Raw genomic sequence first — 22,797 nt, forward strand, 5'->3', positions numbered from 1 at the left:
TCAAAGTTCAAATTTCAAAGTAAATGATTCAAGAATATCAGATAAGAATTCTGCCAGAACAGGCAGCCAGCGAGGAAGGCATCAAGCGCTATCTCGCCAAGGAGAAGGGGCTGGATGTAAGAACCCTGAACCAGGTGCGCGTACTGAAGCGCAGCATCGACGCCCGCCAGCGCACCATCTTCGTCAATCTGAAGGTGCGTGCCTACATCAACGAATATCCACAGGACGATCAGTATGTGCATACGGAATACCCGGATGTGAGCTCCAAGCCGAGAGTCATCGTGGTGGGAGAGGGACCTGGCGGACTCTTTGCCTCCCTGCGACTCATCGAACTGGGCTATCGCCCTATCGTCCTGGAACGTGGAAAGGACGTGCGTGAACGCAAGAAAGACCTTTCCAACATCACTAAAACCCAGAAGGTGGATGGCGAGAGTAACTATTGCTTCGGCGAGGGTGGAGCCGGTGCCTACAGCGACGGCAAGCTCTACACCCGCAGCAAGAAGCGTGGCAGCGTAGACAAGATATTGAACGTGTTCTGCCAGCACGGCGCCAACACGAATATCCTTGCCGATGCGCATCCGCATATCGGAACCGACAAGTTGCCCCGCGTCATCGAGAACATGCGCAACACCATCATCAATTGTGGCGGCGAAGTGCATTTCCAGACCAAGATGACCCAGCTGATCCTGGAAGGCGACCGGGTGATTGGCGTGGAGGCCATCAACCTGGCAACGGGTGCCGAGGAAACCTATCGGGGTCCTGTCATCCTTGCCACAGGTCACAGTGCCCGTGATGTCTACCGCTATCTGGCTTCAAGTAAAATCGAGATAGAGGCCAAGGGAATCGCCGTGGGCGTGCGACTGGAGCATCCGTCCCAGCTCATCGACCAGATACAGTATCACAACAGGAACGGCAGGGGCAAATATCTTCCTGCTGCCGAGTACAGCTTTGTTACCCAGGTAGATGGGCGTGGTGTGTATAGTTTCTGCATGTGTCCTGGCGGTTTCGTGATTCCAGCGGCAACGGGTCCTGAGCAGCTGGTGGTAAACGGAATGAGTCCGAGCAATCGTGGCACTGCCTGGAGCAATTCGGGTATGGTGGTAGAGACGCATCCTGAGGATGTGGCCCAGTTTGTCATCGACCATGGTGTTCCTGGTTTTGATTCGGCAGGGGCTTCCCATCTTACCGCAGAGGATTTGGAGAAAGACCCATTGGCAATGATGTATTTCCAGCAGATTGTGGAAAAACAATGCTGGCAGCAGGGCAACATGAAGCAGACTGCACCGGCACAGCGCATGGCCGACTTTGTGAACAACCGCCTGAGTTATGACTTGCCAAAGAGCAGTTATGCGCCCGGCTTGATCAGCAGTCCGCTGCATTTCTGGATGCCAGGTTTCGTAACCAAGCGATTGCAGGAAGGTTTTAAGACCTTCGGCAAGAATGCGCATGGTTTCCTCACGAACGAGGCCACATTGATAGCCATGGAGACCCGAACTTCATCGCCAGTAAGAATAGTCCGCGACCGCGACACCCTGCAGCACGTACGCATCCAGGGTCTGTTCCCTTGTGGCGAAGGCGCCGGTTACGCAGGCGGCATTGTTTCTGCTGGTGTAGATGGTGAAAGATGTGCAGAAATGTGTGCAGAATATGTCCGAGGACACGGGGGGCTGGTGTGAACACTGCGCCTGTACTTCACTAAGTTCTGAATTTGTTTCCCTTAAGGAAACATCGAGTTTCCCTTAATGGAACATAGATTTTCCCTTAAGGGAACAAAAAGTGCCAACCTGTTCTGCAGATTGGCACTTTTTGTATCTAAATCTGATTTGTGACTTCGTATATTTCTTTTAAGTTCTTTAAAATTAGTGATTTCATGTTGGAGCAAAAAGGCATAAAGAAGTGTCGTTCTATACTGCAATAACTCGTAAAATCAAGACGGGTTTTCGCTAAAATAGTGAGTGATACAGAAGAATCGTGAGTGATAGTGTGATGGATGTTGTAAAAATACAATCAATCTATCACGCTGTTGCTGAGCTTTAATGATTTGGTAATCAGAGATTTGAATATTTCAAATCCGTAATCGTGATGGATGTGATAGATGTATCGCTAAAAAACTTTTTCATGTGAGTGAGAAGTAGCTTATGAAAAAGACAAAATGGGAGTAGAGTTGTAGTTGTACAACTATAAAGTTACGGTTGTACGACTATAGGGTGTATGGTCGTACAACTCAAGAGTGTATAGTCGTACAACTAAACAGGTTGTAGTTGTACGATTACAAGGAGTTGCCACTAGGCTCGGCAGACCTGCTGACTGCAGTGAGCAGACCTGCTGACTAGGCTCAGCAGGTCTGCTGAGCCTAGTGGCAACATACGAGAAGGTATATACTTGTACTCGAAAAGATATATCCTTTCACTCCAGATGATGGTCATTTGTACTTGAAAGCTTATTGTTTCCTATATAGGAAAGCCTTCCTTCTTATGTAAAAAACTATAGTCTTATTTTTTATGAGTAAAAGTGTAGCTGTCGAACTTGCGCTTCAATATCTTCGCACCATAGGTTGGCAGGAAAAGCGTGAAGAAATAAAGGTTAGCCTTGATAGGGTGGAAACCTAATATCTCCTTATAAACTGCAATATTGTATTTCATCAGCGACATCTTGTTGCTGGAAATAGAATTCCTTCGCATGCAATAGTAGGCCAAAGGTTTGTCTGGATAAGCATAGCAAACCTTGCATTCTCTGATGATCTGCAGGAAGAGAGCCCAGTCCTGACGTTTGCGGATGGTAGGCATGAAGAATTTTCTGCCCAGCATTTGAACGTCATAGATAGCAGTGAGGCAACCCACCTTGTTGTCTCTCTTCATCATCCCGTATGTTATTTTTTTCGGAGCCGTACAGAATCCTATCTCGTCCTGCGTTTCTCCATCAAAGATAATATATGAGGCACATGAAAGAGCACACTTCTTCTCGTTCATGAAAGCGATCTGCTTTTCAAGTTTATCTGTGGTCCATCTGTCATCACTGTCGCAGAAGGCGATATAGCGTCCTTTGGCGCGTTCGATGCTCTTATTTCGGGCATAGCCGGCGCCATGGTTCTCTTTCAGATATAGTATATCGACACGATTGTCCTTGCTTGCAAATTCCTGAAGCAATTGCAAGGTGGTTGGGTCTGTTGATGCGTCATCAGTAATCAGCAATTCTAAGTTCTTATATGATTGATTAAGAATACTATTGATACTGTCGGCAAGATATTTGCCGGCATTATACGTAGGCATGATGACTGATACTAAGTCTTCTTTATTCATATTATTCTATATGTTTATTTATAATAACGCCACGTAACATGGATTATTGTTATGATTGCTAAAAATATTTTAAAAAAGATATTGCCCCTCTTTATTGACCAAGATGTATGCTTTCTCCTTATCTATCTTCTGCTATTTTCCAAGGAAGAATCGTGCAGTTATCATATTCTTTTTCAGCAGGTTTACAATCACCCAAGATAGGAATCCACATATCGTGAAACCTAAGATAATCAGAACTTCTTCGTTATAGGATGGAACTATGAATCTCAATAATTTAACAGTGTAGTCCATCAGCGTTAGATGGCAAGTGTATATGCCCAGTGATAGTATTCCGACTTCTTGGATGAATTTGTTGAATCTATTGCTGCTGTCCAATGCTTTGCGTGCAACGCCCACAATAACCAGAACGGCTAGTATAGCGGTGACTCCTCTGTATGCGTATTGCAGCAATGAAGTTGGACAATGTGGAATCCTTGGCATCCAGACTGGTAATTCATGCATGTTCCAGAACCATGCTAATACAGCCCATAGTAGCCCCAGGCAAATCATAGAAGATTTATTGGTAAGCTGTAATTTGTTGAATCTACGTATTACATATCCTAGAAAGTAAAACAGATAATAGTAAGCCAGGAATTGAAAGCCGAAAACTCGGAGGTTGAGTCCAACCATGATGCCTAATAGCAGAAGGCAGGTGATGCCAATGGGTATAATCTCATCCATGTGATATTTCGCTGCAATTTTCTGATTTAGTATAAAGATGACTTTTATCCAAAAGAGAACCCATAAAAACCAAAAATAAGAATCTGGTGCTATGATGATTCTGCTTAAATTTCCAATGGAATAATCTGCGGAAATGACATAGCGTAATAGCGACCATGAAAGGTAAGGAACCATCAATTGGTTAAATCTTCGTTTACACAAAGACCCTACGTTTATGGTTTTTGATGTGTTGGAAAATGCGAACCAGCCACTGATAGCCATGAAGGCTGGCATATGGAATGAATAAATGAGATTCCACAAGTGGTTTTGGAAACAGGCATCTCCCAGAGAAGATTGAATGGCATGTCCTAATACTACTAGTATCATGAGCCACCCCTTTAAGGAATCAATCCAAATTAATCTTTTCTTATCTGACATAATTTTATTTTTTGAATTTAGATATATATCATATTTATAATAAAGAAACGATTCTTTATATCTTTTATTGTTTATTTAGAGGAGAAAAAGGAAAATTCATTTTGTTGTTTTAAAGAAAAGTCGTACTTTTGCACAAAAAATATGTATAGTAGAAAATTTTATCTTTCTTTTATGTTGGCTCTATCAGTTTTTTTATGTTCTGATACTCCAAATGTCTTGGCAAGAAAAAAAATGCCAAAATATAAACTCGTATTTCATGACGAGTTCAATTCCAAGGATGGTAAGCTGGATACTACAATATGGAGCCGTGCACCTCGTGCGGCAAATATGTGGGCAAAATGGAATAGTAATTCTTCAGAAGTTATCCGGATAAAAAACGGCAAATTGATTTGCAGGGCGATTCCTAACCCAAGTCTCAGTGATACTGCCACTATGTTCACTGGTGCTATCAATACGAAGAATAAGTTCTATGTAAAGTATGGGCGTGTTGAAGTTCGCATGAAAACCAATGGCAAGCGAGGAAATTTTCCTGCAGCATGGATGCGTCCTCAGATTGATGGAAATCCTTATCAATATGGAGAAATTGATATCATTGAATATTTCGGAAACGAAGGGATTGCCCGTCAAACGATTCTTTCACACCGAAGTACGATGATGAATAAGAAGGATCAGCAAACGGCTTTCCTTCATAAGGATATTGATTGTACCAAGTGGCATGTTTATGCGATAGAATGGACACCTACTGCCATCGCAACATTTATTGATGGAGTTCAGACAGGATGTTATCCCAAAAGTTCTGATAAAGAAAAACTTGCAGAAGGACAATGGTCGTTTGACAGACCTTTCTATCTTATCCTTAACCAAAGTCTGGGTTACGGGAATTGGCATGCCCCTGATACGGATGATATTTATGAAACGTATTTTGATTGGGTTAGAGTATATCAGAAAGAGTAAGGGAACGCTTCATAGGCGTTCCCTTATATCTATTCTGTAAGTATTTTCTTGAGTGTAGCTGCAATTCTTGTCAGATATAAAATACCATTATATGCCAATGGATGCGAGATGTATGTTTTTGTGTATAAGGCGAGAAGACGCAGTTCCATTTTCTTTTTCTTTCTTCTCATTTTCGCATTTCTTGATGCCGAGGTATTTCTAACTCTTACATAATATATCGCATCTGATGCTGCTATGTTTACTGTTTTAATCTTGCAGGAGAGTTGAAACATGAAAAAAGAATCTTCTCCATGGGTGATGTCCTCCTTGAAGCGATGAGCCCCAATGATGCTACGTGGAATCAACTTGCAGCATGAACTTGAAAGAAAGCTTCGATTCTTTACAATATGATGTCTTTCCTCAGGTTTGTATGACTTGTAAGCTGTAGACAGATAATGATATGTTTCAGCCTTGGAGGAATCATTAAATGCGATAACATTTGCTTCCGTTATCCCTTCTGGAGTGACATCCTTTAATAAGGCTTGCAGATAGCATGGGCTTATGAAGTCATCATCGTCAATGAAACTGACATATTTTCCTTGGGCCTTTTCTATTCCGATGTTTCTTGCCCGTGACACCCCATTAACGTTAGAGTATAATAATTCTATAGAGTATGAATAATCCTTTATTCTTTCTTTTATTAGAGAAAAATAAGGCTCTTTTGTGCCATTGAGAACTATCAGCACTTCATAACTGTCTTTATTTAGTGTCTGTTGTTCCAAACAATCAAGACACTCCCAAAGGTATTCTTTGGGAGTGTATGTTGGGATGATAACGCTGATATCTGGATTCATTGTATTTTATTTTGCGTATTCAATTTCTATTCCACCAATCTCTGCTGCTATTTGTGAGTAGGATGAAGCAACACTGCCTATGATTTTTCTTGTCTTGCTGAGACAAAACAAATCTACCACTGCAAATTTCATTCCTTCCAAGGAATTGCGGTCTGTATCATCCATCAGGGTAATGATGCGGTTCGGATACTTTGATTTCAGACTTTCCTTTACTTCATCATCATCGCTGGCTACATAGAACTTTGTATTGGCATTCTTCTTGATTTCCGCATCCATCATGTTGGTAAAGTTCTCTAATGGAGAGGATTGAATGGAAACCACATTATCTGTTCTGCGGATATGTACACCGATGGTTCGCTCAGAAAAGCTAGCCACAACCTCGTCTATTCTGCGCTGGATATCATTCTGTGGGATGAACATCCCCTGGATGGTATATTTCGTACACATAGGATAACACGAGATGAGGAGGAGCGAGCGTGAATAGCTCATTTTCAATTTGCTGTATATCTCGCCATCTCGGTAGATACTGAAGTTGAACACGGTTTTCTCAAACATTGTTTGCAGCAGGGGCCATCTTATCAGATAGTCCTTGTTGCCATTGATGTTGTATAGCCATTGCTTGTTCTCTATCAGTTTCACATCTTCTTGTGGAATCGGTTTGAAAAGTTCGCAATAATCTGCTTTTAAGCCCAGGCTGTTATTCCAGTAAATGACAGAAGGGCAATGGTAGCTCTTTGCCACAGCCACTCCTGTGGCAATGGCACGTAAGCGATTACAAAGTCCTCCTGTTGGTATGATTTTAACTTCCATGTTCGTTATCGATGTTGTTATACTTTTATTTCTTAATAGTCTTTCTGATGGCGTCTAAGAAACCATGACCATATTTGGTATCTGGCTCCACATAGTTGCCTTCTCCCCATTCATTCCATGAGCGGAGGAAAAGTATCTTTCTCTGCTCAGGCTTGTTCTTGATGAGCTGCAGTGCATCTTCTATATGATGCTCGAAGTTTTCAGGAGTTGCATTCACGTAGATGCCTTCATGCTTACCGGCTCTTGGAGTACGGTCCCACTGTGGGAAAAGGGTAGGGAACACGTTGTCCCAATTGTCTTCTGGTGAAAAGAAATGCTTCATCACCTTTGGATAATCGTACTTCAGTGCCGGCATGAAAGGGAATGCCTTCTGCATGGCTTTTCTTGCAATACGCCAATACTTACCTTGGTACATCATCTCTGCTCTACCTTTACCCATCGGATTGATACCATCGAAACCTAATTCCAGGAATGAGTTGTAGATGTCGGCACTGCTTTCGAGGTTTGGCATCACACGACTGATGGTGCCGTCCTCGTTTCTCTTGACAGTTGTGGTAGATGCACACATGGCAACAAAGAAGATGCCTTTCAACCCATTCTCCTTTGCCATTTTTCTCCAGAGTTCTATGAAGTGGCGCACATCCTTGAAGTGATATGGATCGAAAATCAGGAACAGTGGCTTGCCATCTACCGTGATGTAACGATGGTCTTTGAATGCCTTGAGTACATAGTTGAAATGGGCAATGTAGTCTTCATCGCCGGGATACAATTGCTCACAGATCATCTGGTTGCCACCTTTATTCTTCCATGTATTTGTTTTCCAGTCATGGTTTGCCCATGCAAGGCAGAATGGAAAATCTGGTTTGCCGGAATTGAGAACCTCATCGAATGGGCGCTGTAACAGGCGTTTGCCGTTACCCATCCAGTAATGCCAGTAGCAGAATCCTTCTACACCAGCTTCACGTGCCAACTGAGCCTGTTGTTCTCGGGTCTCAGGCAGACGAAGGTCATAGAAGCCCAAATCAGCTGGTATTCTTGGCTGGTAGTGTCCATGAAATACAGGACGGGCTTTGGCTACGTTGGTCCATTCCGTAAAACCTGGTCCCCACACATTGTCGTTTTCAGGGATTGGATGAAACTGTGGCAAATAATATGCTATAACTCTTGCTTCCATTTATATGTTCTTTTATTAATATTCTATTTTATTATTTTATTTAATTAAGTATGATCATCATTCCTAATCCGTAATGTGGAATGCTCACGTAGAGCATGAGAAGGGAGATGATTACCACAAGACTGATGCCTATCCACTTCTGTTTGAAAGTGTATAATATATATGTGTAGAGTAGGATATTCACGATGCAATACAGCTGGCTGGTTCGCAAAGCCAATACCGGCAAAAAGGCAAACGCTGAATACAGGGATAATCCTATTGCAGATGTCTTGAGCAATATCGGGAAATTACTGCATAGTTTTGTCAGCGTATTCTTAAAGAGAAACAGGTAATAAAACAGCAAAATCGACATGAGATGCAGTGGATCGAATATATTGATGTCTACCGTCATTTTTCCTTTTTCCACAGCAGCCTGGTAGATAGCTATTTTGTTGCCGATGAGTGGAAGTGATGGATTCATCAGAATACTACCTCCGGCATAATATACTATATATCCCAGCGGAATGGCGCAAAGAAACAGAATGGTTGTCTTCTTGTTGAATGGCTTGTTGTTGAGAAACAAGGCGGGAAGGAGCATTAATGAAGAATAATGTATCAACGATCCTCCAAGCAATAGCAGGAAGGCAATTTTCTTTTTGTTCTCTGCTATGAGAGGGAGTGCGCAAAGGAAGATTCCTGATACCACTCCTGCTCTTATCTGAGTAAGCTCGTGCATTACATAATAGAAACTGATGTAGCACAACAGTGGAACAAAATAGAATTCGCTCATCTTTCTGAAGGCAAACATCTTTAGTGACACTCCGAACAAAGCATACAGCAAGAACAGAATGTGTACATTGTCGGTAAAGAGTCCTAAAATATAAGATATGAGTAGAAAGGATGGCTCGATCATCTCGTCGGTACCATTCTTAAAATAATTCTGGAATGTATATTCGTAATTTTCCGAGTCAGGGTCCAAACCAATTTCTCGAAATCCTGCCACAAAAATCAGCACAAGACCTATCAGGAAGAATAAAGGCTTCTGATACTTCCTGATATAGTCTTCAAAGTAACAAAGTATAGCAATGATTAGAAATATTGCCAATAAGATGTAACCCATATTGCTTTATTTTTTTAATTTTCTATTTACTAACTCTTTGATGAGACTTCGCTCTTTTTTTGAAATGCCCACTGCATATAATAGGATGGATATGCTTACTGCAGAAACGGCAAACGATAAGAGGAGCAGAAGAATCCTGTTGGTATGCAATCCTTCAACGCAATACACTATCAGCGTAGTTGTCGAAATAATCAGAATGCCCGGTATTACCAGTCTCATCAGATATTTGCTGATGGTTAAATCAGAGATACTTTTCTGTAGCATCAGTAATCTGATGATATGTGCCAAAACGCAAAGTCCAATCATTGTAATGAACACATAGTAAGATGGCATACCTAACTTGAATAAGCCCCAACTGACAGGCAGGCAAAGTATCGTCATGCTTTCAACATACATGCTATATTTGCGGATGTTGCCTGTAGCCTGTATGATGGTGGTAATCGGATTGTGTAACGCCATGCATATTGTATATATTGCATAGAGACGGGCAAACAAGACCATGGTAGGTGTACATTCTCCTAACCAAAGTGTGAGCAACGTCTCTGCTTCGAAGATGAATGGGATGAGAACCATAGACAGCAAATAGAGTATTGCCTTGCTGCTAGCAAAAAAAAGCTGCTCTAGATATCCATTCTCGTTCGACGAGTATGCTTTGATCATCGCAGGTCGGAAAGCAATGACCACACTATTTGTGAGCGTGTTGATGGCATTGTATATCTGATTGGCGATTCCAAAGGCTGCATTAATGATTGGTCCGAAGAACACATTCAGAATAATGGTGCTTCCTTGCGTCATGCCTACTCCTGCCAAAGCTCCATAGAATGACCAGCCGGAGAAAGAGAAAAGCTCCTTGTATAGGATCTTCTTCTTTACAATGGTATATTTGCATTCCGGATACTTTCTCCTGGCAATGATAACATAAAGCAACATAACCATGAATGCTTCGAGCATTAATGCTGCTCCATAATACACCAGATTATCACCACCTGTCATACCGATGCTATAGGCAATGAGGAGTTTTACGATACAGTCAATGGTAGATATCAGGGCATAATAGCCCATATTCTCATTGGCAAAGACCGCTCCGATGAATGGTATCTGCAGGAGGGTGAATATGAAAGAGAACAGAGAAAACTGAAGAATCCATTGTGCCGCTTCCATACGTTCCACAGGAATGGTGAGTTGTGTAGATATCAACCAGGGACCAACAATCTCAAATAGGACTAACAGAAAAAGAGCTATCAGCACGACTATGTTGAGGCTCACGGAGAAAATCTCCTTTAATCTGTCTGATTCTCCTTTACCCATTGCGAATGAATAAAAGCGTTGGGTGGATAGGGCAAGTACACTGCTAATGCATGTGCTTGCTGTCACCACGCCTGCCACGGCATTGAAGATGCCGTAGTCTTCTGTGCCAAGTCCTGCCAATACCCAACGTACCGTATAGAGATTGACGAAGGTGATAATAAGCATTCTAGCGAATAGCACCAATGTATTGGACGCTATTCGCTTAGAACGGTTTTGTATGTCTTTGTTTTTTTCTGACATGATTTATTTCTTTTCACCAAAGATAATCTTTCTGATAGAATAAATGGTTATAACCATGAATGTCATGATGCACATTCCCAAGACAAACAGCATTCTTTTAGGACCTGCTGGCTTCAGAGGTACAGAAGCACTCTGGAGTGTGGTAAACGCTGGAGTCTGGAGTGTAAGCTTGGCACGGGCTTGCTGCACCTGTCCCTGCAATGCTGTATAGTTGTTGTAGAGCAACTGCATCTCGTTTTCCAAATCATTTTCCTTGAGCTTATAGGATTCCAGAATCACATCATTGTTGGCATCCGCATAGCTTCCGTAGGTCTGTCTCACCTTCTCGTATTTGCTTTTTGCATCAGCGCAGAGTTTCTGATAATACTCTAAGTCCTTGCGGGCTTTGCGGGTTCTATATTCTGTGATGAACTGTTGTAAGCGTGATTGTACTGTATCTGTCAAAGTAGCACAAATCAGTGGATCCTGATCTTCTACTGAAATTGAAATCACATAGTTCTTCTTGTCAACTGAGCAAGATACTTTGCTGGCTATGCTGCGGGCAATCTCATCCTGTTTCTTGGTCAATCTGAAAGGATTTACCAGATTGTTGGCATGGGCTGTTGTATCCTTATTTGCAAACCAGGATTTTACTGTATTCATCGTTTTTGACCACCATGGTGATTGCTGCTTGGTGGCAAGATAATCATAATATGTGGTATTGATTGTTCCGTCAAGTGACTTGACCTTAACGTCAAACAAACTTGTAAGGAAATCATTTGAATCAATCAAGTCTGGATACAATTCTGGGAAGATGGCATCTCCATTAGAAGAAGAACCTCCGATATCAAATCCAAAAGATGACGCAAGATCGCCTAAAGAGCTAGAATTAAAACTAGATAATTCTGGTGCAAGCTTTGCGGTGCTGTTGTAATATCTTGGTACGCATAAAATGAGCAGACAAGAGATTACAATAACTACCGGCAATGTTATGAAGTATAGTTTTCTATGTTGCCACATTGCTTTCACAATTGCCACAACATCTATCTGTTTGATATTTTCGTCCTTATTTTCCATTTTATTCTTTTTTATTCTTAAACGTCTTGCAAAAGTACTTCTTTTTTCTTAATCTACCAAATATTATTGGATGTTTCTAACTTTGTGGATGGATTATTCTACAACAGCCCCCATATCTTTTATCTTTCCTCCCACGAACACCATGTAGATACCATGGAGTTGAGTGCCGGATGCCTGGCGGATTACGGTCTCATCACTGGTGTAATGAAGCAGTTGCTGTTGGGCTTGCTCAATGACTTTTGTCACTTCTGCATCTGTGGCACCTTTCTTGAGATATTTCAACTCCAGGATATAACTGTGTTGTAACGTTGGATACTTCTTCGTATCTGCTAGAAGAAAGAAGTCACAATAACCGTGAGATACCTCTACTTCAGGATGCACAATAAAGAGCTTGCTGATGTGAAGATAGGCATTGAAATAGCCTTGTATATTGCGCTCTCCTTGTATGCCGTCTCTAATGCCACTGTCATTGTAGTATTGTTCTGCCAAATATTTGAATAAGGGTTCCCATTCTCCTGCAGATGCTGCATTACGAAACATTGCCCCTAGTTTGGTAAGATCAATCCAATGCTCACTCTGGTATTGCTCCAAGAGAAAATCGTAGTATAACTTCCTGATGGTATTGTTCGGAATAACCAGATGGATACCATCTAGGTCTGTTCCGCCAATGGTCAGCATTCCATAATAATACAACAGACTGATAAAATTGTCTGGATTTATTGTCTCTTCTGCTGGAAAGGATTCTTGAATCGTGGCATTGACATATCCCTTCTGAGCTATGTCGATAAGTACACTCTTTCGGTCTCCATCCAATCTGTCTAGCCTAACTAGGTTTTTCAGCTTGGCATAGTCGGTACGACAGCTTGGGTCTGCCATCTCCTTAGGAGCTTTGCCTGCTGTGATGAAATAGTTGAGATAGTAGAGAACCATATTGCTGTTGAACATCCTTGAATCTACATCAAATCTGTCCTCAGCAAAGCAGTAATTATCATACCATGGCTTCATATCTGCAATGATTTCATCTACTCTTGCTTTGCCGTCAATGGTGTTCCCTTTATCGTCTTTGCCTGGTTGAATCAGCCCAACAGACTGATAATAGGCTATCATTTCCCGGACGTCCTCTTCGCTGAACCCTAACATCATGTTAAAGGCTGGATGCAAACTGATATTGGTTGCGATGTTAAATCCACTAGTCAGATCGTTAAGTGTAATCGGGCTGACTCCCATAAACAGGATACGCTCAAAGTTTGGCTTGAAAATCTTGAATGCGCTGCGATAAAATCCACTGCTATGAGTCATGTTATGATATACATCTTCTCCTTGTTCATTAAGAACCGTATTGGTGAAATTGTCATATTCGTCAATAATCAGGTAGAGATGATATCCACGTTCTTTAGCCTCAGCAGACAGGAGATTAATCTTGTCCTTTGATGTCTTTGCTTCTAATGCCCATTTTACGGTTTCTGCACTATAATATTTCCCGTATTTTTGGATAAACATATCTAGTTGTCCGCAACAATAGGTGTTGAAATCGTCTTCCAGATGATTCGTCTGTCCAAGTACCTGGGAAAAGTCATATTGCAAAATCTGAAACTGACCTTTTAAGGGTTGTGGATGTTCACTAATCCATGTTCCTTCAAACTCTTGATCCAGTTCCTTATTCTCACAGTCATAATAGTCGGCAATCATCGATAGAAAGATGCTCTTGCCGAATCTACGTGGGCGGATGAGAAACAGAAAATTTGATATTTTTTCCAACTGAGGTATGTACATGGTTTTATCTACGTAATACTTGTTGTTATTACGTACCATTCTGAAATCAGACATACCTATAGGTGGTCTTTTGATTCCTTTATTTTCTAACATACGCTCATTTTTAAGTTTATAAATGTTATATCTTATGCCATGGCAGAAGCCTTGAAAACTAGGCTCTGCCATGACTAAATGATATTTTCTGTTATTTACTCAAGTTGGCTATCGTTGCAATCATGGCAGCGATGCTACTCATGCTGGTACCGAGGCTCATGGTCTCTGCTACGCTCATCTTACGCTTCAGCTTAGATGGGATAACAATCTCACAACCAGGCTGTACTTTGGCTCCATGACCTACCTTGGCTACCTTGCCGTTCATATAGATGATGTAAGCCTTGCTCTTCTGGGCATCGCTGGCAAATCCACCAGCCTCATCGATGTATGACTTTACGCTTCTGCCTTTTTCATAAGCCACAGTGTTAGCATACATCACGGCACCATTGATCTTCACGGTTCCATTGTACTGAGGAACAACCAGACGGTCGCCTTCACGCAGAATCATGTCGGCATCACTGCCTGGGTTCTTCAAGGCTTCTGCCAAGTCGATACCGATAGGGTACTCATCTGGAACGTTGAACTTCTCGAGCTCTGTGCTCTGTGCTCCCTTTGCTACATCCTGCAAGTTGCTGCCATTGCTGCTGGCAGCCAACTGGAGAAGGTTCTTCTGCTGCTGTTCACGCTGCATCTTAAGAACGGCTCTCATGCGCTCCTTTTCTGTTTCATTGGCTTTTCTGATGAGTCGGGCACCCTTGATGTATGCCTGCTCTGTAGCACCGCCAGATTTTGCAAAGAGGTCGCTGAGACGGGCATTGCGGCGGGTAAGGGTATATGAACCACTAAACATTACCTCTCCTTCAACCTTCACATTCTTCTGCTCGGCATAGCCAGGGCTCTTGCGAATCATCACCTCATCGAATGGCATCAGTACGAAACCTGGGGTTCCATCTACTACGAATCCATCTTTCAATGAAAGAGTGAAGGTTTGGGCGATGACGCTATCTGGCTGCAATGCCTTGTTATCGGCTACTCGTCGGCTTACGCTTACATTCACCATTGATGCCTTGTCAGTCAATCCGCCAGCCTGCAGAACGAAGTCTTCGATGGTCTCGTTGTCTGCATACTGATAGGTACCTGGATACTGCACCTCGCCACGAATGGTGATGGTGCGCTCCTGAATCTTGTCCTGACGGGTAGAGATGAAGAGCACATCGTTTTCCTTCAATGGGATGTCAGGTACCTTGCCATCCATGATGCCTGCGATGTCTACGGCAATCACTTCCAGGGTGCGGTCCTTCTTCATGCGGTGCATCACGGCACGGTTGGTGAATGCATCTTCTGTCATTCCCTCGGCATGCTCAACAAGGGTGCGTACACTGTTTACCTGTTCGCCAAGGTTGTACATACCTGGACGGAACACGGCTCCCTTCACCTCTACGGTGTTGGCATAGCGTGGAAGAATGGAATCTACGCTGATAGAGTCGCCATCATCTACACGGAAGCTGGAGAAGTCGAACTCTCCTACATTATATACAGCATATTCCCTGCCTGTCTTGCGGTTTACTCGAACCGACTTCTTATAGGCATCACCCGTGAAACCACCGGAATATTTGAGGATGGAGTTGACACTCTCGTTCTTCTTCATCTCGTAAATCATAGGGCGCTTTACCTTACCCGTCACGGTGACGAGGCAATCGTAAGGACCTACTACGATAACATCGTTGTCGCTGAGGCGAACGTTGCCTGTCAACTTACCGTTGAGGATGTAGTCGTAGATATCAACTACAGTGACAAGTCGGTTGTTGCGATATACCTTGATGTTACGCAGGGTTCCGAGGTCGTTGGTTCCACCTGCCATGTAGAGAGCATGGAATACAGTGGCGAAGGCTGATAGGGTATAGGTGCCCGGTGCCTTCACTTCACCCATCACGTTGACCATGATGGTTTTGGTCTGACCCACTGTGAGCTTCACTCTGCTGGAGCGATAACGGCTTCCCAAGGTGTTGCGGAGTCGGGCATTAGCCTGGGCTACGGTGAGACCGCTTACGTTCACCGGTCCATAGCCTTCGATGGTTACCTCGCCATCAGGAGAAACTGTGCTCTGGATAGTCTTTTGTGAAGCGCCATAGATATCGATGATGACTGCATCTCCAGGACCCAGGCGATAGTTCTGAGGAGTAGCGATGTTCATGTTTGGCTCGAAGCTCAACTCCTTGTTGTTGAAGATGTCTCTACCGAACACTTTCTTGCGGTTCTGCTCGCGCTCGGCAAGCAGCTGCTTCAGCATCAGGGTAGAATCAGGAATAATACCGCTCAGCTCATTCTGGAAATCCATGTATTCCTCATCGTTGTTATCGTAGGTATGACGATAATTAGCGTCTTTCTCTGCCGATACACGATAGTTGCTATAGTTCTGAGATTCCTGACTGATTCCACTGCCGTAATCTTTACGAGTCTTGCCATTGTTGGTGCGCAGGCGAGAGGCATCCTTGCCGGCTACTTCGGTAGAAGCTCCGGTTACGCCACCCTGTTTCATCTGCCGTTCGTACTTGTCTCGAACTCGACTAATCTGCGAGATGTCGACGCCTTTCTGCATCAGTTTGGTCACAATCTGTGGATTGCTAGTACCGCGTTCGTGCTCCTTGACCACGAAACTCATCACCTGGTCATCGCTCATGCTTGATGACTGAGCCATGACGGGACCGGCTGTCAATGCCAATAGTAATACGAGAATGAATTGCTTTTTCATCTGATATGTTATGTTCTTATTTTTATTCCTTTTAATATATATATAACTCGTTTGTACGAATTTTGTTGCAAAGATACTAAAAAAAATGCGGATAAAATAGTGTTTTAGTAGAAAATAAGGAAAAAAGGGAGAAAAAAAGCCTTGGCCGCATCCGGAGATGCAACCAAGGCCCAATTTATTTATAATCTAAAAGTATTCAGATTAGATCTGCTCGCTCCAGTCCTCCTGGCTCTTACGAACGTAAGTCTGGTAACGGAGCTTAGCCATCTTCTCTGCCTGAGAGAAGAGCTCATCAGCCTCCTTAGGGAATGCCTTCTGTACAGAGAGGTAACGAACCTCACCGAGCAAGAAGTCGCGGAAGTTCTCCCAGTTAGGAGCCTTAGAGTCGAGTGTGAATGGGTTCTTACCCTCATCAGCCAACAGTGGGTTGTAACGCCACAAGTGCCAGTAACCGCACTCAACAGCCAACTCTTCCTCGTGCTGTGAACGACCCATACCGCCCTTACGCTTCAAACCGTGGTTGATACATGGTGCGTAAGCGATGATGAGTGATGGACCTGGATAAGCCTCAGCCTCGCGGATAGCCTTCAATGTCTGAGCATTGTCAGCACCCATAGCTACCTGAGCAACGTAGATGTAACCGTATGTAGTCTGCATCAAACCGAGATCCTTCTTACGGATACGCTTACCCTGAGCAGCGAACTGTGCGATAGCACCGAGTGGAGTAGACTTAGAAGACTGACCACCAGTGTTAGAGTAAACCTCAGTATCGAGTACCAAGATGTTAACATCCTCACCAGAAGCCAATACGTGGTCGAGACCACCGTAACCGATATCATAAGAAGCACCGTCACCACCGATGATCCACTGTGAACGCTTAACGAGGTAGTGATCCAAAGTCTTGAGCTCCTTGCAGATAGGGCAACCCTTCTCAGCGCCGGCAGCGATGAGAGGCTTCAACTCTGCAGCAGCCTCCTTAGAACCCTCAGAATCGTTCATGTTAGCCATCCACTTGTCAGCAGCTGCTACGAACTCAGCAGGAACATGCTCCTGAGCCTTAGCCTCCTCAAGCAAGTGAGCGATGCGCTCCTTCATCTTCTTGTTACCCATTACCATACCGAGACCGAACTCGCAGAAGTCCTCGAACAATGAGTTGTCGAATGCAGGACCCTGACCCTTAGCGTTCTTTGTATATGGAGTAGATGGGATAGAAGCTGAGTAGATAGAAGAACAACCAGTAGCGTTAGCAATCATCTGACGATCACCGAAGAGCTGAGAAATCAACTTAACGTATGGAGTCTCACCACAACCAGAGCAAGCACCAGAGAACTCGAACAATGGCTGAGCGAACTGAGAGTTCTTAGGGCTCTGCTTGATGTCTACGAGATCCTGCTTAGAAGCAACGTTGTGTACGAGGTACTCCCAGTTAGCTGCCTCCTTGACCATATCCTCTGCGTCAACGTTGAATGGAACCATTGTCAACGCCTTCTCACCCTTCTTACCTGGGCAGACGTCAGCACAGTTACCACAACCCAGACAGTCGAGTACTGATGTCTCGATGCGGAAGTGCATGCCAGCCATAGCCTTAGGTGCCTTCACATCCTGAGTCTCGAGACCCTCGATGCCTGCGAGCTCCTCGTCTGTCAATACGAATGGACGGATAGCTGCGTGAGGACAAACGAATGAACACTTGTTACACTGGATACAGTTCTCAACGTTCCATACTGGTACGAATGCCTCAACACCACGCTTCTCGAATGCTGAAGTACCGTTCTGCCATGTACCGTCTACTGTGTCGTGCTTAACGAAGTCTGAAACCTTCAAGAGGTCACCTGCCTGACCGTTGATAGGACGAACGAGTTCCTTAACGAATGCAGGAGCGTTATCCTCCTTAGCCTCATCGTCAGCGAGGTTAGCCCAAGCTGGATCTACTGTCAACTGCTTGTACTCACCACCGCGGTCAACAGCGCCGAAGTTCTTGTCAACAACGTCCTGACCCTTCTTAGAGTAAGACTTAACGATGAATGCCTTCATCTGCTCTACAGCGAGATCCAAAGGAATAACCTCTGTGATACGGAAGAATGCAGACTGGAGGATGGTGTTGGTACGGTTACCGAGACCAATCTCCTGAGCAATCTTAGTTGCGTTGATATAGTAAACAGTGATGTTGTTCTGAGCGAAGTAACGCTTTACCTTGTTAGGGATGAAGTTAACCAACTCCTCGCCGTCGAAGATAGTGTTCAACAGGAAGAAACCGTTCTTACGCAAACCACGAGTTACATCGTACATGTGGAGGTAAGCCTGTACGTGGCAAGCTACGAAGTTAGGAGTATTTACCTGATAAGCACTGTGGATAGGGCTGTCGCCGAAACGCAAGTGAGAGCAGGTGAAACCACCAGACTTCTTAGAGTCGTAAGAGAAGTATGCCTGGCAATACTTGTTAGTATTGTTACCGATGATCTGAACTGAGTTCTTGTTAGCACCAACAGTACCGTCAGCACCCAAACCGTAGAACTTAGCCTCGAACAAATCGTCACCACCCATTGGGATCTCCTCCTCTTCTGGGAGAGAAGTGAATGTAACGTCATCAACGATACCTACAGTGAAGTGGTTCTTTGGCTGTGGCAACTCGAGGTTCTTGAATACAGCAACGATCTTAGCTGGAGTTGTATCAGAAGAACCGAGACCGTAGCGACCGCCAACGATCAATGGCTTGCGCTCGTCGTCGTAGAGAGCTGACTTAACGTCGAGGTACAATGGCTCACCCTCTGCACCTGGCTCCTTAGTACGGTCGAGAACAGCGATACGCTTAACTGTAGCTGGGATTACCTTCTTCAGGAAGTCAACAGAGAATGGACGGTAGAGGTGAACTGCAACCATACCAACCTTCTTGCCCTGCTTGTTCAAGTAGTCGATAGCCTCACGAGCTGGCTCTGTAGCAGAACCCATCAGGATGATGATGTTCTCAGCATCCTCAGCACCATAGTAGTTGAAGAGGTGGTACTCACGGCCAGTAATCTTAGTCATCTCCTGGCAGTACTTCTCTACAACCTCAGGGATTGCATCGTAGTAAGGGTTGCAAGCCTCACGGTGTGTGAAGAATGTCTCTGGGTTCTCAGCGGTACCGCGAGTAACAGGACGCTCAGGAGTCAAAGCACGGTTACGGAAGTCCTCGATGAACTCTTCCTTAACCAATGGACGGATGTCTTCCATATCCATCTCCTCGATCTTGTGGTACTCGTGAGAAGTACGGAAACCGTCGAAGAAGTTGATGAAAGGAACCTTTGTCTCCAATGTTGCCAAGTGAGGAACTGCAGAGAGGTCCATCACCTCCTGAACAGAACCTGAGCAGAACATAGCGAAGCCAGTCTGGCGGCAAGCCATTACGTCCTGGTGGTCACCGAAGATACAAAGTGAGTGAGAAGCCAATGTACGAGCTGATACGTTGAACACGCAAGGGAGCAACTCACCAGCAATCTTGTACATATTAGGAATCATCAACAACAGACCCTGAGAAGCAGTGTATGTTGAAGTCAAGGCACCAGCCTGGAGAGAACCGTGAACTGCACCGGCAGCACCAGCCTCAGATTCCATTTCCTGGATAGAAACTCGCTGACCGAAAAGGTTCTTACGACCTTTGGCAGCCCATTCATCTACATGCTCCGCCATTGGTGATGATGGAGTAATAGGGTAGATAGCAGCAACCTCTGTAAACATGTAGCTTACATGTGCGGCAGCGGTGTTACCATCACAAGTGATAAATTTTTTCTCTTTAGCCATTTTACTTTTAGATAAAATATTAAATATGTTTTGTATAAATTCTCGTTTCTTTGTTTCATTAATACAGGAATCCTACTCTTTAGTACAGGAATCCCAACAGCCACAATGGAATCTTGTTGTCCTTTCCCACCTCCGTATTATAGCGGGCATAGATGGTGTCCGGATTGCTTCGAATCTTGTTGGTGGCTTGGGCGTCGCAGATTCTGAACTTCTTGTTGCCGTCTACCGTGTAGAAGTGATCCTTACCTCCCTGGTGCACCTTGTGGTCTTTCCAGAGCGAGTTGACGAAGAACGTTTCCATCACCTCCTGTGTATCTATCTGGATAGGATAGATGGCGTACATGAGGTTCGGGTTGTGCATCATCACCTTGGATGGCTTCTTTGGAAAATCCTGTCCGTCTGGATAAATCATGTTGATGAGTCGGGCATCTGCCAGATACTTGATGTAGTTCATCACCGTGGCACGACTGGTATTGATACTGTCTGCAAGCTGGCTCACGTTTGGCGCCTTGGCTCCTTCCACTGCCAGCTGATAGAAGAGTGACTTGATCTTCGGCAGGTACTTCAGTTCAATCTGCTTGATGAGGAGGATATCAACCTCGGTCATCATATTCATCGTCTTTAGTAGATTCTCTGTAAAGTTACGCTGTTCCAGGAAGAATGGATAGAAGCCATGGTGCAGATAGTCCTGGAAATATTTCATCGGACTTACCTTTGGCAGAATCTGCTTGATGATGTGCTCATGATTGCGCAGGATGTCGTCAAGTTCGTATGCCTTGAAGTTGTTGCCCGTCTGCAAGTTGATGAACTCGCGGAACGAGAAGCCGCGCAGGTTATAGCTTTTCACGATGCCGTTCAGTTCAGGGTTCTCTTCCTTCAGTCGCATCACGCTTGAACCGGTGAATACGATTTTCAGTTCCGGATACAGGTCGTAGCACTTGCGGAGCTCCTTGCTCCAGTCCTGCTGCTTGAACACCTGGTCGATGAGCAATGTTCTGCCACCTTGTTTCACGAAGTCGCCGGCAAAGTCGGCGATTCCTCTACTCTGGAAATAGAAGTTGTTCATATTCACAAACAGGCACTTTCGATCGTGAGGTCCAAAGTGCTCCTTGGCATACTGCAATAGGAAAGTCGACTTGCCGACACCTCGTGTGCCCTTGATTCCAATCAATCGGTCATTCCAATCGATTTCATCCATCAAGGTGCGTCTCACGGGGGCATCTGTATGCTCTACGAGATATGTATGTGTTCTGAAGAATGCTTCTTCCATGCGTTTAATATTGATTCAATTTTGTTTTTACGATGCAAAGGTAATAATATATTTTAAATTTGCAAACTCTAGATAGCAAAAACTAACTTTTTTTTCATTATTTAGCACTTTTCTACGTAAAAACGCCCCTCTTTTGCCTTTTTTCCCTCTTTATTTTGTAACTTTGCAGCATGAAACTACATATCTTCAATCCGGAACACGATTTGGCTTTGGCCGCAAATTTGCAGCAGTTCACTGCGCCTCATGCAGGAAGACAGTTGCGAAGCGACCTGGCGTTTATTCCTGCCTTGTGGGCAGATCAGGGTGACTGGGTGCTTGTTGATGACATCGACAATGCACTCGACAAGGTGCGCCATTTGGGGGAGCATCTTGCAGAAAAAGTTGAGTTTATAACCAAGGTTCAGTTGGAACATGCGCTTAAGACGGAGTTTCTTGACAGCATTCATCCCTGGGGATGGAACTTGAGTCTGAAACATGAGCTGGAGCGAATGGGCGTGCCCGACATCATGTTGCCTACCGACGATACATTAAATAAGGTACGCATGATAAGCAGCAGGCAGTGGGCTGCCCAGCATCTGCAGCAGGGCGTAGTATATGCTGATTCCTATGAGAAGGTGAAGGCGTTGGTGCTGCAGCAGGGCAAGGCTGTGGTCAAGGCTCCCTGGAGCAGCAGCGGCAGGGGTGTGAAGTATGTGGCTGCCGATGAATTCAGAACAGCTGGCGAATATCCTGCCTTTGAACGCTGGACCCGAAACATCATTGCGCACCAGGGTGGCGTTACCGTGGAGCCTTATTATAATAAGGTGAAAGACTTCGGCATGGAGTTCGAAATGCGTGACGGCAAGGTGAACTATCTGGGACTCTCGTTGTTTGATACCATCAAGAATGCTTATTCCGGCAACCTGCTCTGCTCGGAAGAGGATAAGCTGGATATCTTGAAGCAATACGTGAGTGAAGAGACTCTTGCTTCTGCACGTCAGCGAATTATAGATATTATGGAACCTGCGTTGAAGGATATCTATAGCGGTCCTTTTGGTGTGGATATGATGATAGCTTCAAAGGATGGACAGCTGGAACTGGTTTCGTGCATTGAACTGAATCTTCGCAGAACGATGGGGCATGTAGCTCTTGAGTTGGCCAAGATAGCCAATCCGCAGAGTCTGATGCGCGTGGAGTTTGACGGCAACAGATACCATCTGCGTGTGATGCCAGGCAAGCAGGCAGTTGATGGGTCTTTAGGCAAGCAGGCTGTTAATGAGTCTTAAATTTGGACTATCTG

Annotated in this window: 15 protein-coding genes; 3 read left to right on the plus strand and 12 right to left on the minus strand. The window is 44.3% G+C overall.

Annotation, left to right across the window (positions count from 1 at the left end; translation table 11 throughout):
- Positions 1-23 precede the first annotated feature (23 nt).
- Positions 24-1,676, plus strand: a complete 1,653-nt coding sequence (locus V8Z93_RS09470; protein WP_439431349.1) for an NAD(P)/FAD-dependent oxidoreductase — start codon at positions 24-26, stop codon at positions 1,674-1,676.
- Between the two features lie 816 nt (positions 1,677-2,492).
- Here the strand turns inward: V8Z93_RS09470 and V8Z93_RS09475 are convergent.
- Entirely contained in the window at positions 2,493-3,299 is an 807-nt protein-coding gene (locus tag V8Z93_RS09475) for a glycosyltransferase family 2 protein (protein WP_439431350.1), read from the minus strand.
- Between the two features lie 132 nt (positions 3,300-3,431).
- The gene (locus V8Z93_RS09480; protein ID WP_439431351.1) at positions 3,432-4,436 is read right to left on the minus strand and encodes an acyltransferase family protein; all 1,005 of its coding nucleotides are present in this window, start codon (positions 4,434-4,436) and stop codon (positions 3,432-3,434) included.
- A gap of 141 nt (positions 4,437-4,577) precedes the next feature.
- Here V8Z93_RS09480 and V8Z93_RS09485 point away from each other — a divergent pair, with 141 nt between their 5' ends.
- Positions 4,578-5,390 carry a glycoside hydrolase family 16 protein gene (locus tag V8Z93_RS09485; RefSeq protein WP_439431352.1) on the plus strand — a complete coding sequence of 271 codons (813 nt, stop codon included), beginning with the start codon at positions 4,578-4,580 and terminating at the stop codon, positions 5,388-5,390.
- Between the two features lie 29 nt (positions 5,391-5,419).
- Here the strand turns inward: V8Z93_RS09485 and V8Z93_RS09490 are convergent, their stop codons facing one another.
- From V8Z93_RS09490 to V8Z93_RS09535, 10 genes are all read right to left on the minus strand, one after another.
- On the minus strand, positions 5,420-6,223 hold the full coding sequence (locus V8Z93_RS09490) for a glycosyltransferase family 2 protein (protein WP_299332535.1): 804 nt from the start codon (positions 6,221-6,223) through the stop codon (positions 5,420-5,422).
- 6 nt (positions 6,224-6,229) lie between these two features.
- Positions 6,230-7,033: a hypothetical protein gene (locus V8Z93_RS09495; protein ID WP_203038463.1), complete on the minus strand. Its 804-nt coding sequence runs from the start codon at positions 7,031-7,033 to the stop codon at positions 6,230-6,232.
- 25 nt (positions 7,034-7,058) lie between these two features.
- Positions 7,059-8,207 (minus strand): glycosyltransferase WbsX family protein, encoded by a 1,149-nt coding sequence (locus tag V8Z93_RS09500; protein ID WP_439431353.1) that lies wholly within the window; start codon positions 8,205-8,207, stop codon positions 7,059-7,061.
- A gap of 40 nt (positions 8,208-8,247) precedes the next feature.
- Positions 8,248-9,306 (minus strand): EpsG family protein, encoded by a 1,059-nt coding sequence (locus tag V8Z93_RS09505; protein ID WP_439431354.1) that lies wholly within the window; start codon positions 9,304-9,306, stop codon positions 8,248-8,250.
- Positions 9,307-9,312: 6 nt separating this feature from the next.
- Complete coding sequence (locus V8Z93_RS09510; protein WP_439431355.1) at positions 9,313-10,854, minus strand: oligosaccharide flippase family protein; 1,542 nt, start codon at positions 10,852-10,854, stop codon at positions 9,313-9,315.
- Between the two features lie 3 nt (positions 10,855-10,857).
- Positions 10,858-11,496, minus strand: coding sequence for a chain-length determining protein (locus V8Z93_RS09515; protein WP_439431356.1), 639 nt, complete (start codon positions 11,494-11,496; stop codon positions 10,858-10,860).
- 507 nt (positions 11,497-12,003) lie between these two features.
- A complete protein-coding gene (locus V8Z93_RS09520) occupies positions 12,004-13,776 on the minus strand; it encodes an AAA family ATPase (RefSeq protein WP_203038588.1) in 1,773 nt (590 codons plus the stop codon).
- Between the two features lie 91 nt (positions 13,777-13,867).
- Complete coding sequence (locus V8Z93_RS09525) at positions 13,868-16,468, minus strand: SLBB domain-containing protein (protein WP_439431357.1); 2,601 nt, start codon at positions 16,466-16,468, stop codon at positions 13,868-13,870.
- A gap of 201 nt (positions 16,469-16,669) precedes the next feature.
- Positions 16,670-20,248 carry a pyruvate:ferredoxin (flavodoxin) oxidoreductase gene (gene nifJ, locus V8Z93_RS09530; protein ID WP_439431358.1) on the minus strand — a complete coding sequence of 1,193 codons (3,579 nt, stop codon included), beginning with the start codon at positions 20,246-20,248 and terminating at the stop codon, positions 16,670-16,672.
- Between the two features lie 79 nt (positions 20,249-20,327).
- Complete coding sequence (locus V8Z93_RS09535) at positions 20,328-21,518, minus strand: ATP-binding protein (protein ID WP_439431359.1); 1,191 nt, start codon at positions 21,516-21,518, stop codon at positions 20,328-20,330.
- A gap of 170 nt (positions 21,519-21,688) precedes the next feature.
- Here V8Z93_RS09535 and V8Z93_RS09540 point away from each other — a divergent pair, with 170 nt between their 5' ends.
- Positions 21,689-22,783, plus strand: coding sequence for a hypothetical protein (locus V8Z93_RS09540; RefSeq protein WP_439431360.1), 1,095 nt, complete (start codon positions 21,689-21,691; stop codon positions 22,781-22,783).
- The last annotated feature ends 14 nt before the right edge of the window (positions 22,784-22,797 follow it).

It is taken from the genome of Segatella copri (assembly GCF_051861805.1).
GTDB lineage: Bacteria > Bacteroidota > Bacteroidia > Bacteroidales > Bacteroidaceae > Prevotella > Prevotella copri_M.

What these genes read in the sequence shown, in the direction of transcription:
- V8Z93_RS09470 (WP_439431349.1), top strand. Translation starts at nt 24, where the DNA reads ATGATTCAAGAATATCAGATAAGAATTCTGCCAGAACAGGCAGCCAGC.
- V8Z93_RS09475 (WP_439431350.1), bottom strand. Translation starts at nt 3,299, where the DNA reads ATGAATAAAGAAGACTTAGTATCAGTCATCATGCCTACGTATAATGCC.
- V8Z93_RS09480 (WP_439431351.1), bottom strand. Translation starts at nt 4,436, where the DNA reads ATGTCAGATAAGAAAAGATTAATTTGGATTGATTCCTTAAAGGGGTGG.
- V8Z93_RS09485 (WP_439431352.1), top strand. Translation starts at nt 4,578, where the DNA reads ATGTATAGTAGAAAATTTTATCTTTCTTTTATGTTGGCTCTATCAGTT.
- V8Z93_RS09490 (WP_299332535.1), bottom strand. Translation starts at nt 6,223, where the DNA reads ATGAATCCAGATATCAGCGTTATCATCCCAACATACACTCCCAAAGAA.
- V8Z93_RS09495 (WP_203038463.1), bottom strand. Translation starts at nt 7,033, where the DNA reads ATGGAAGTTAAAATCATACCAACAGGAGGACTTTGTAATCGCTTACGT.
- V8Z93_RS09500 (WP_439431353.1), bottom strand. Translation starts at nt 8,207, where the DNA reads ATGGAAGCAAGAGTTATAGCATATTATTTGCCACAGTTTCATCCAATC.
- V8Z93_RS09505 (WP_439431354.1), bottom strand. Translation starts at nt 9,306, where the DNA reads ATGGGTTACATCTTATTGGCAATATTTCTAATCATTGCTATACTTTGT.
- V8Z93_RS09510 (WP_439431355.1), bottom strand. Translation starts at nt 10,854, where the DNA reads ATGTCAGAAAAAAACAAAGACATACAAAACCGTTCTAAGCGAATAGCG.
- V8Z93_RS09515 (WP_439431356.1), bottom strand. Translation starts at nt 11,496, where the DNA reads ATGAATACAGTAAAATCCTGGTTTGCAAATAAGGATACAACAGCCCAT.
- V8Z93_RS09520 (WP_203038588.1), bottom strand. Translation starts at nt 13,776, where the DNA reads ATGTTAGAAAATAAAGGAATCAAAAGACCACCTATAGGTATGTCTGAT.
- V8Z93_RS09525 (WP_439431357.1), bottom strand. Translation starts at nt 16,468, where the DNA reads ATGAAAAAGCAATTCATTCTCGTATTACTATTGGCATTGACAGCCGGT.
- nifJ (WP_439431358.1), bottom strand. Translation starts at nt 20,248, where the DNA reads ATGGCTAAAGAGAAAAAATTTATCACTTGTGATGGTAACACCGCTGCC.
- V8Z93_RS09535 (WP_439431359.1), bottom strand. Translation starts at nt 21,518, where the DNA reads ATGGAAGAAGCATTCTTCAGAACACATACATATCTCGTAGAGCATACA.
- V8Z93_RS09540 (WP_439431360.1), top strand. Translation starts at nt 21,689, where the DNA reads ATGAAACTACATATCTTCAATCCGGAACACGATTTGGCTTTGGCCGCA.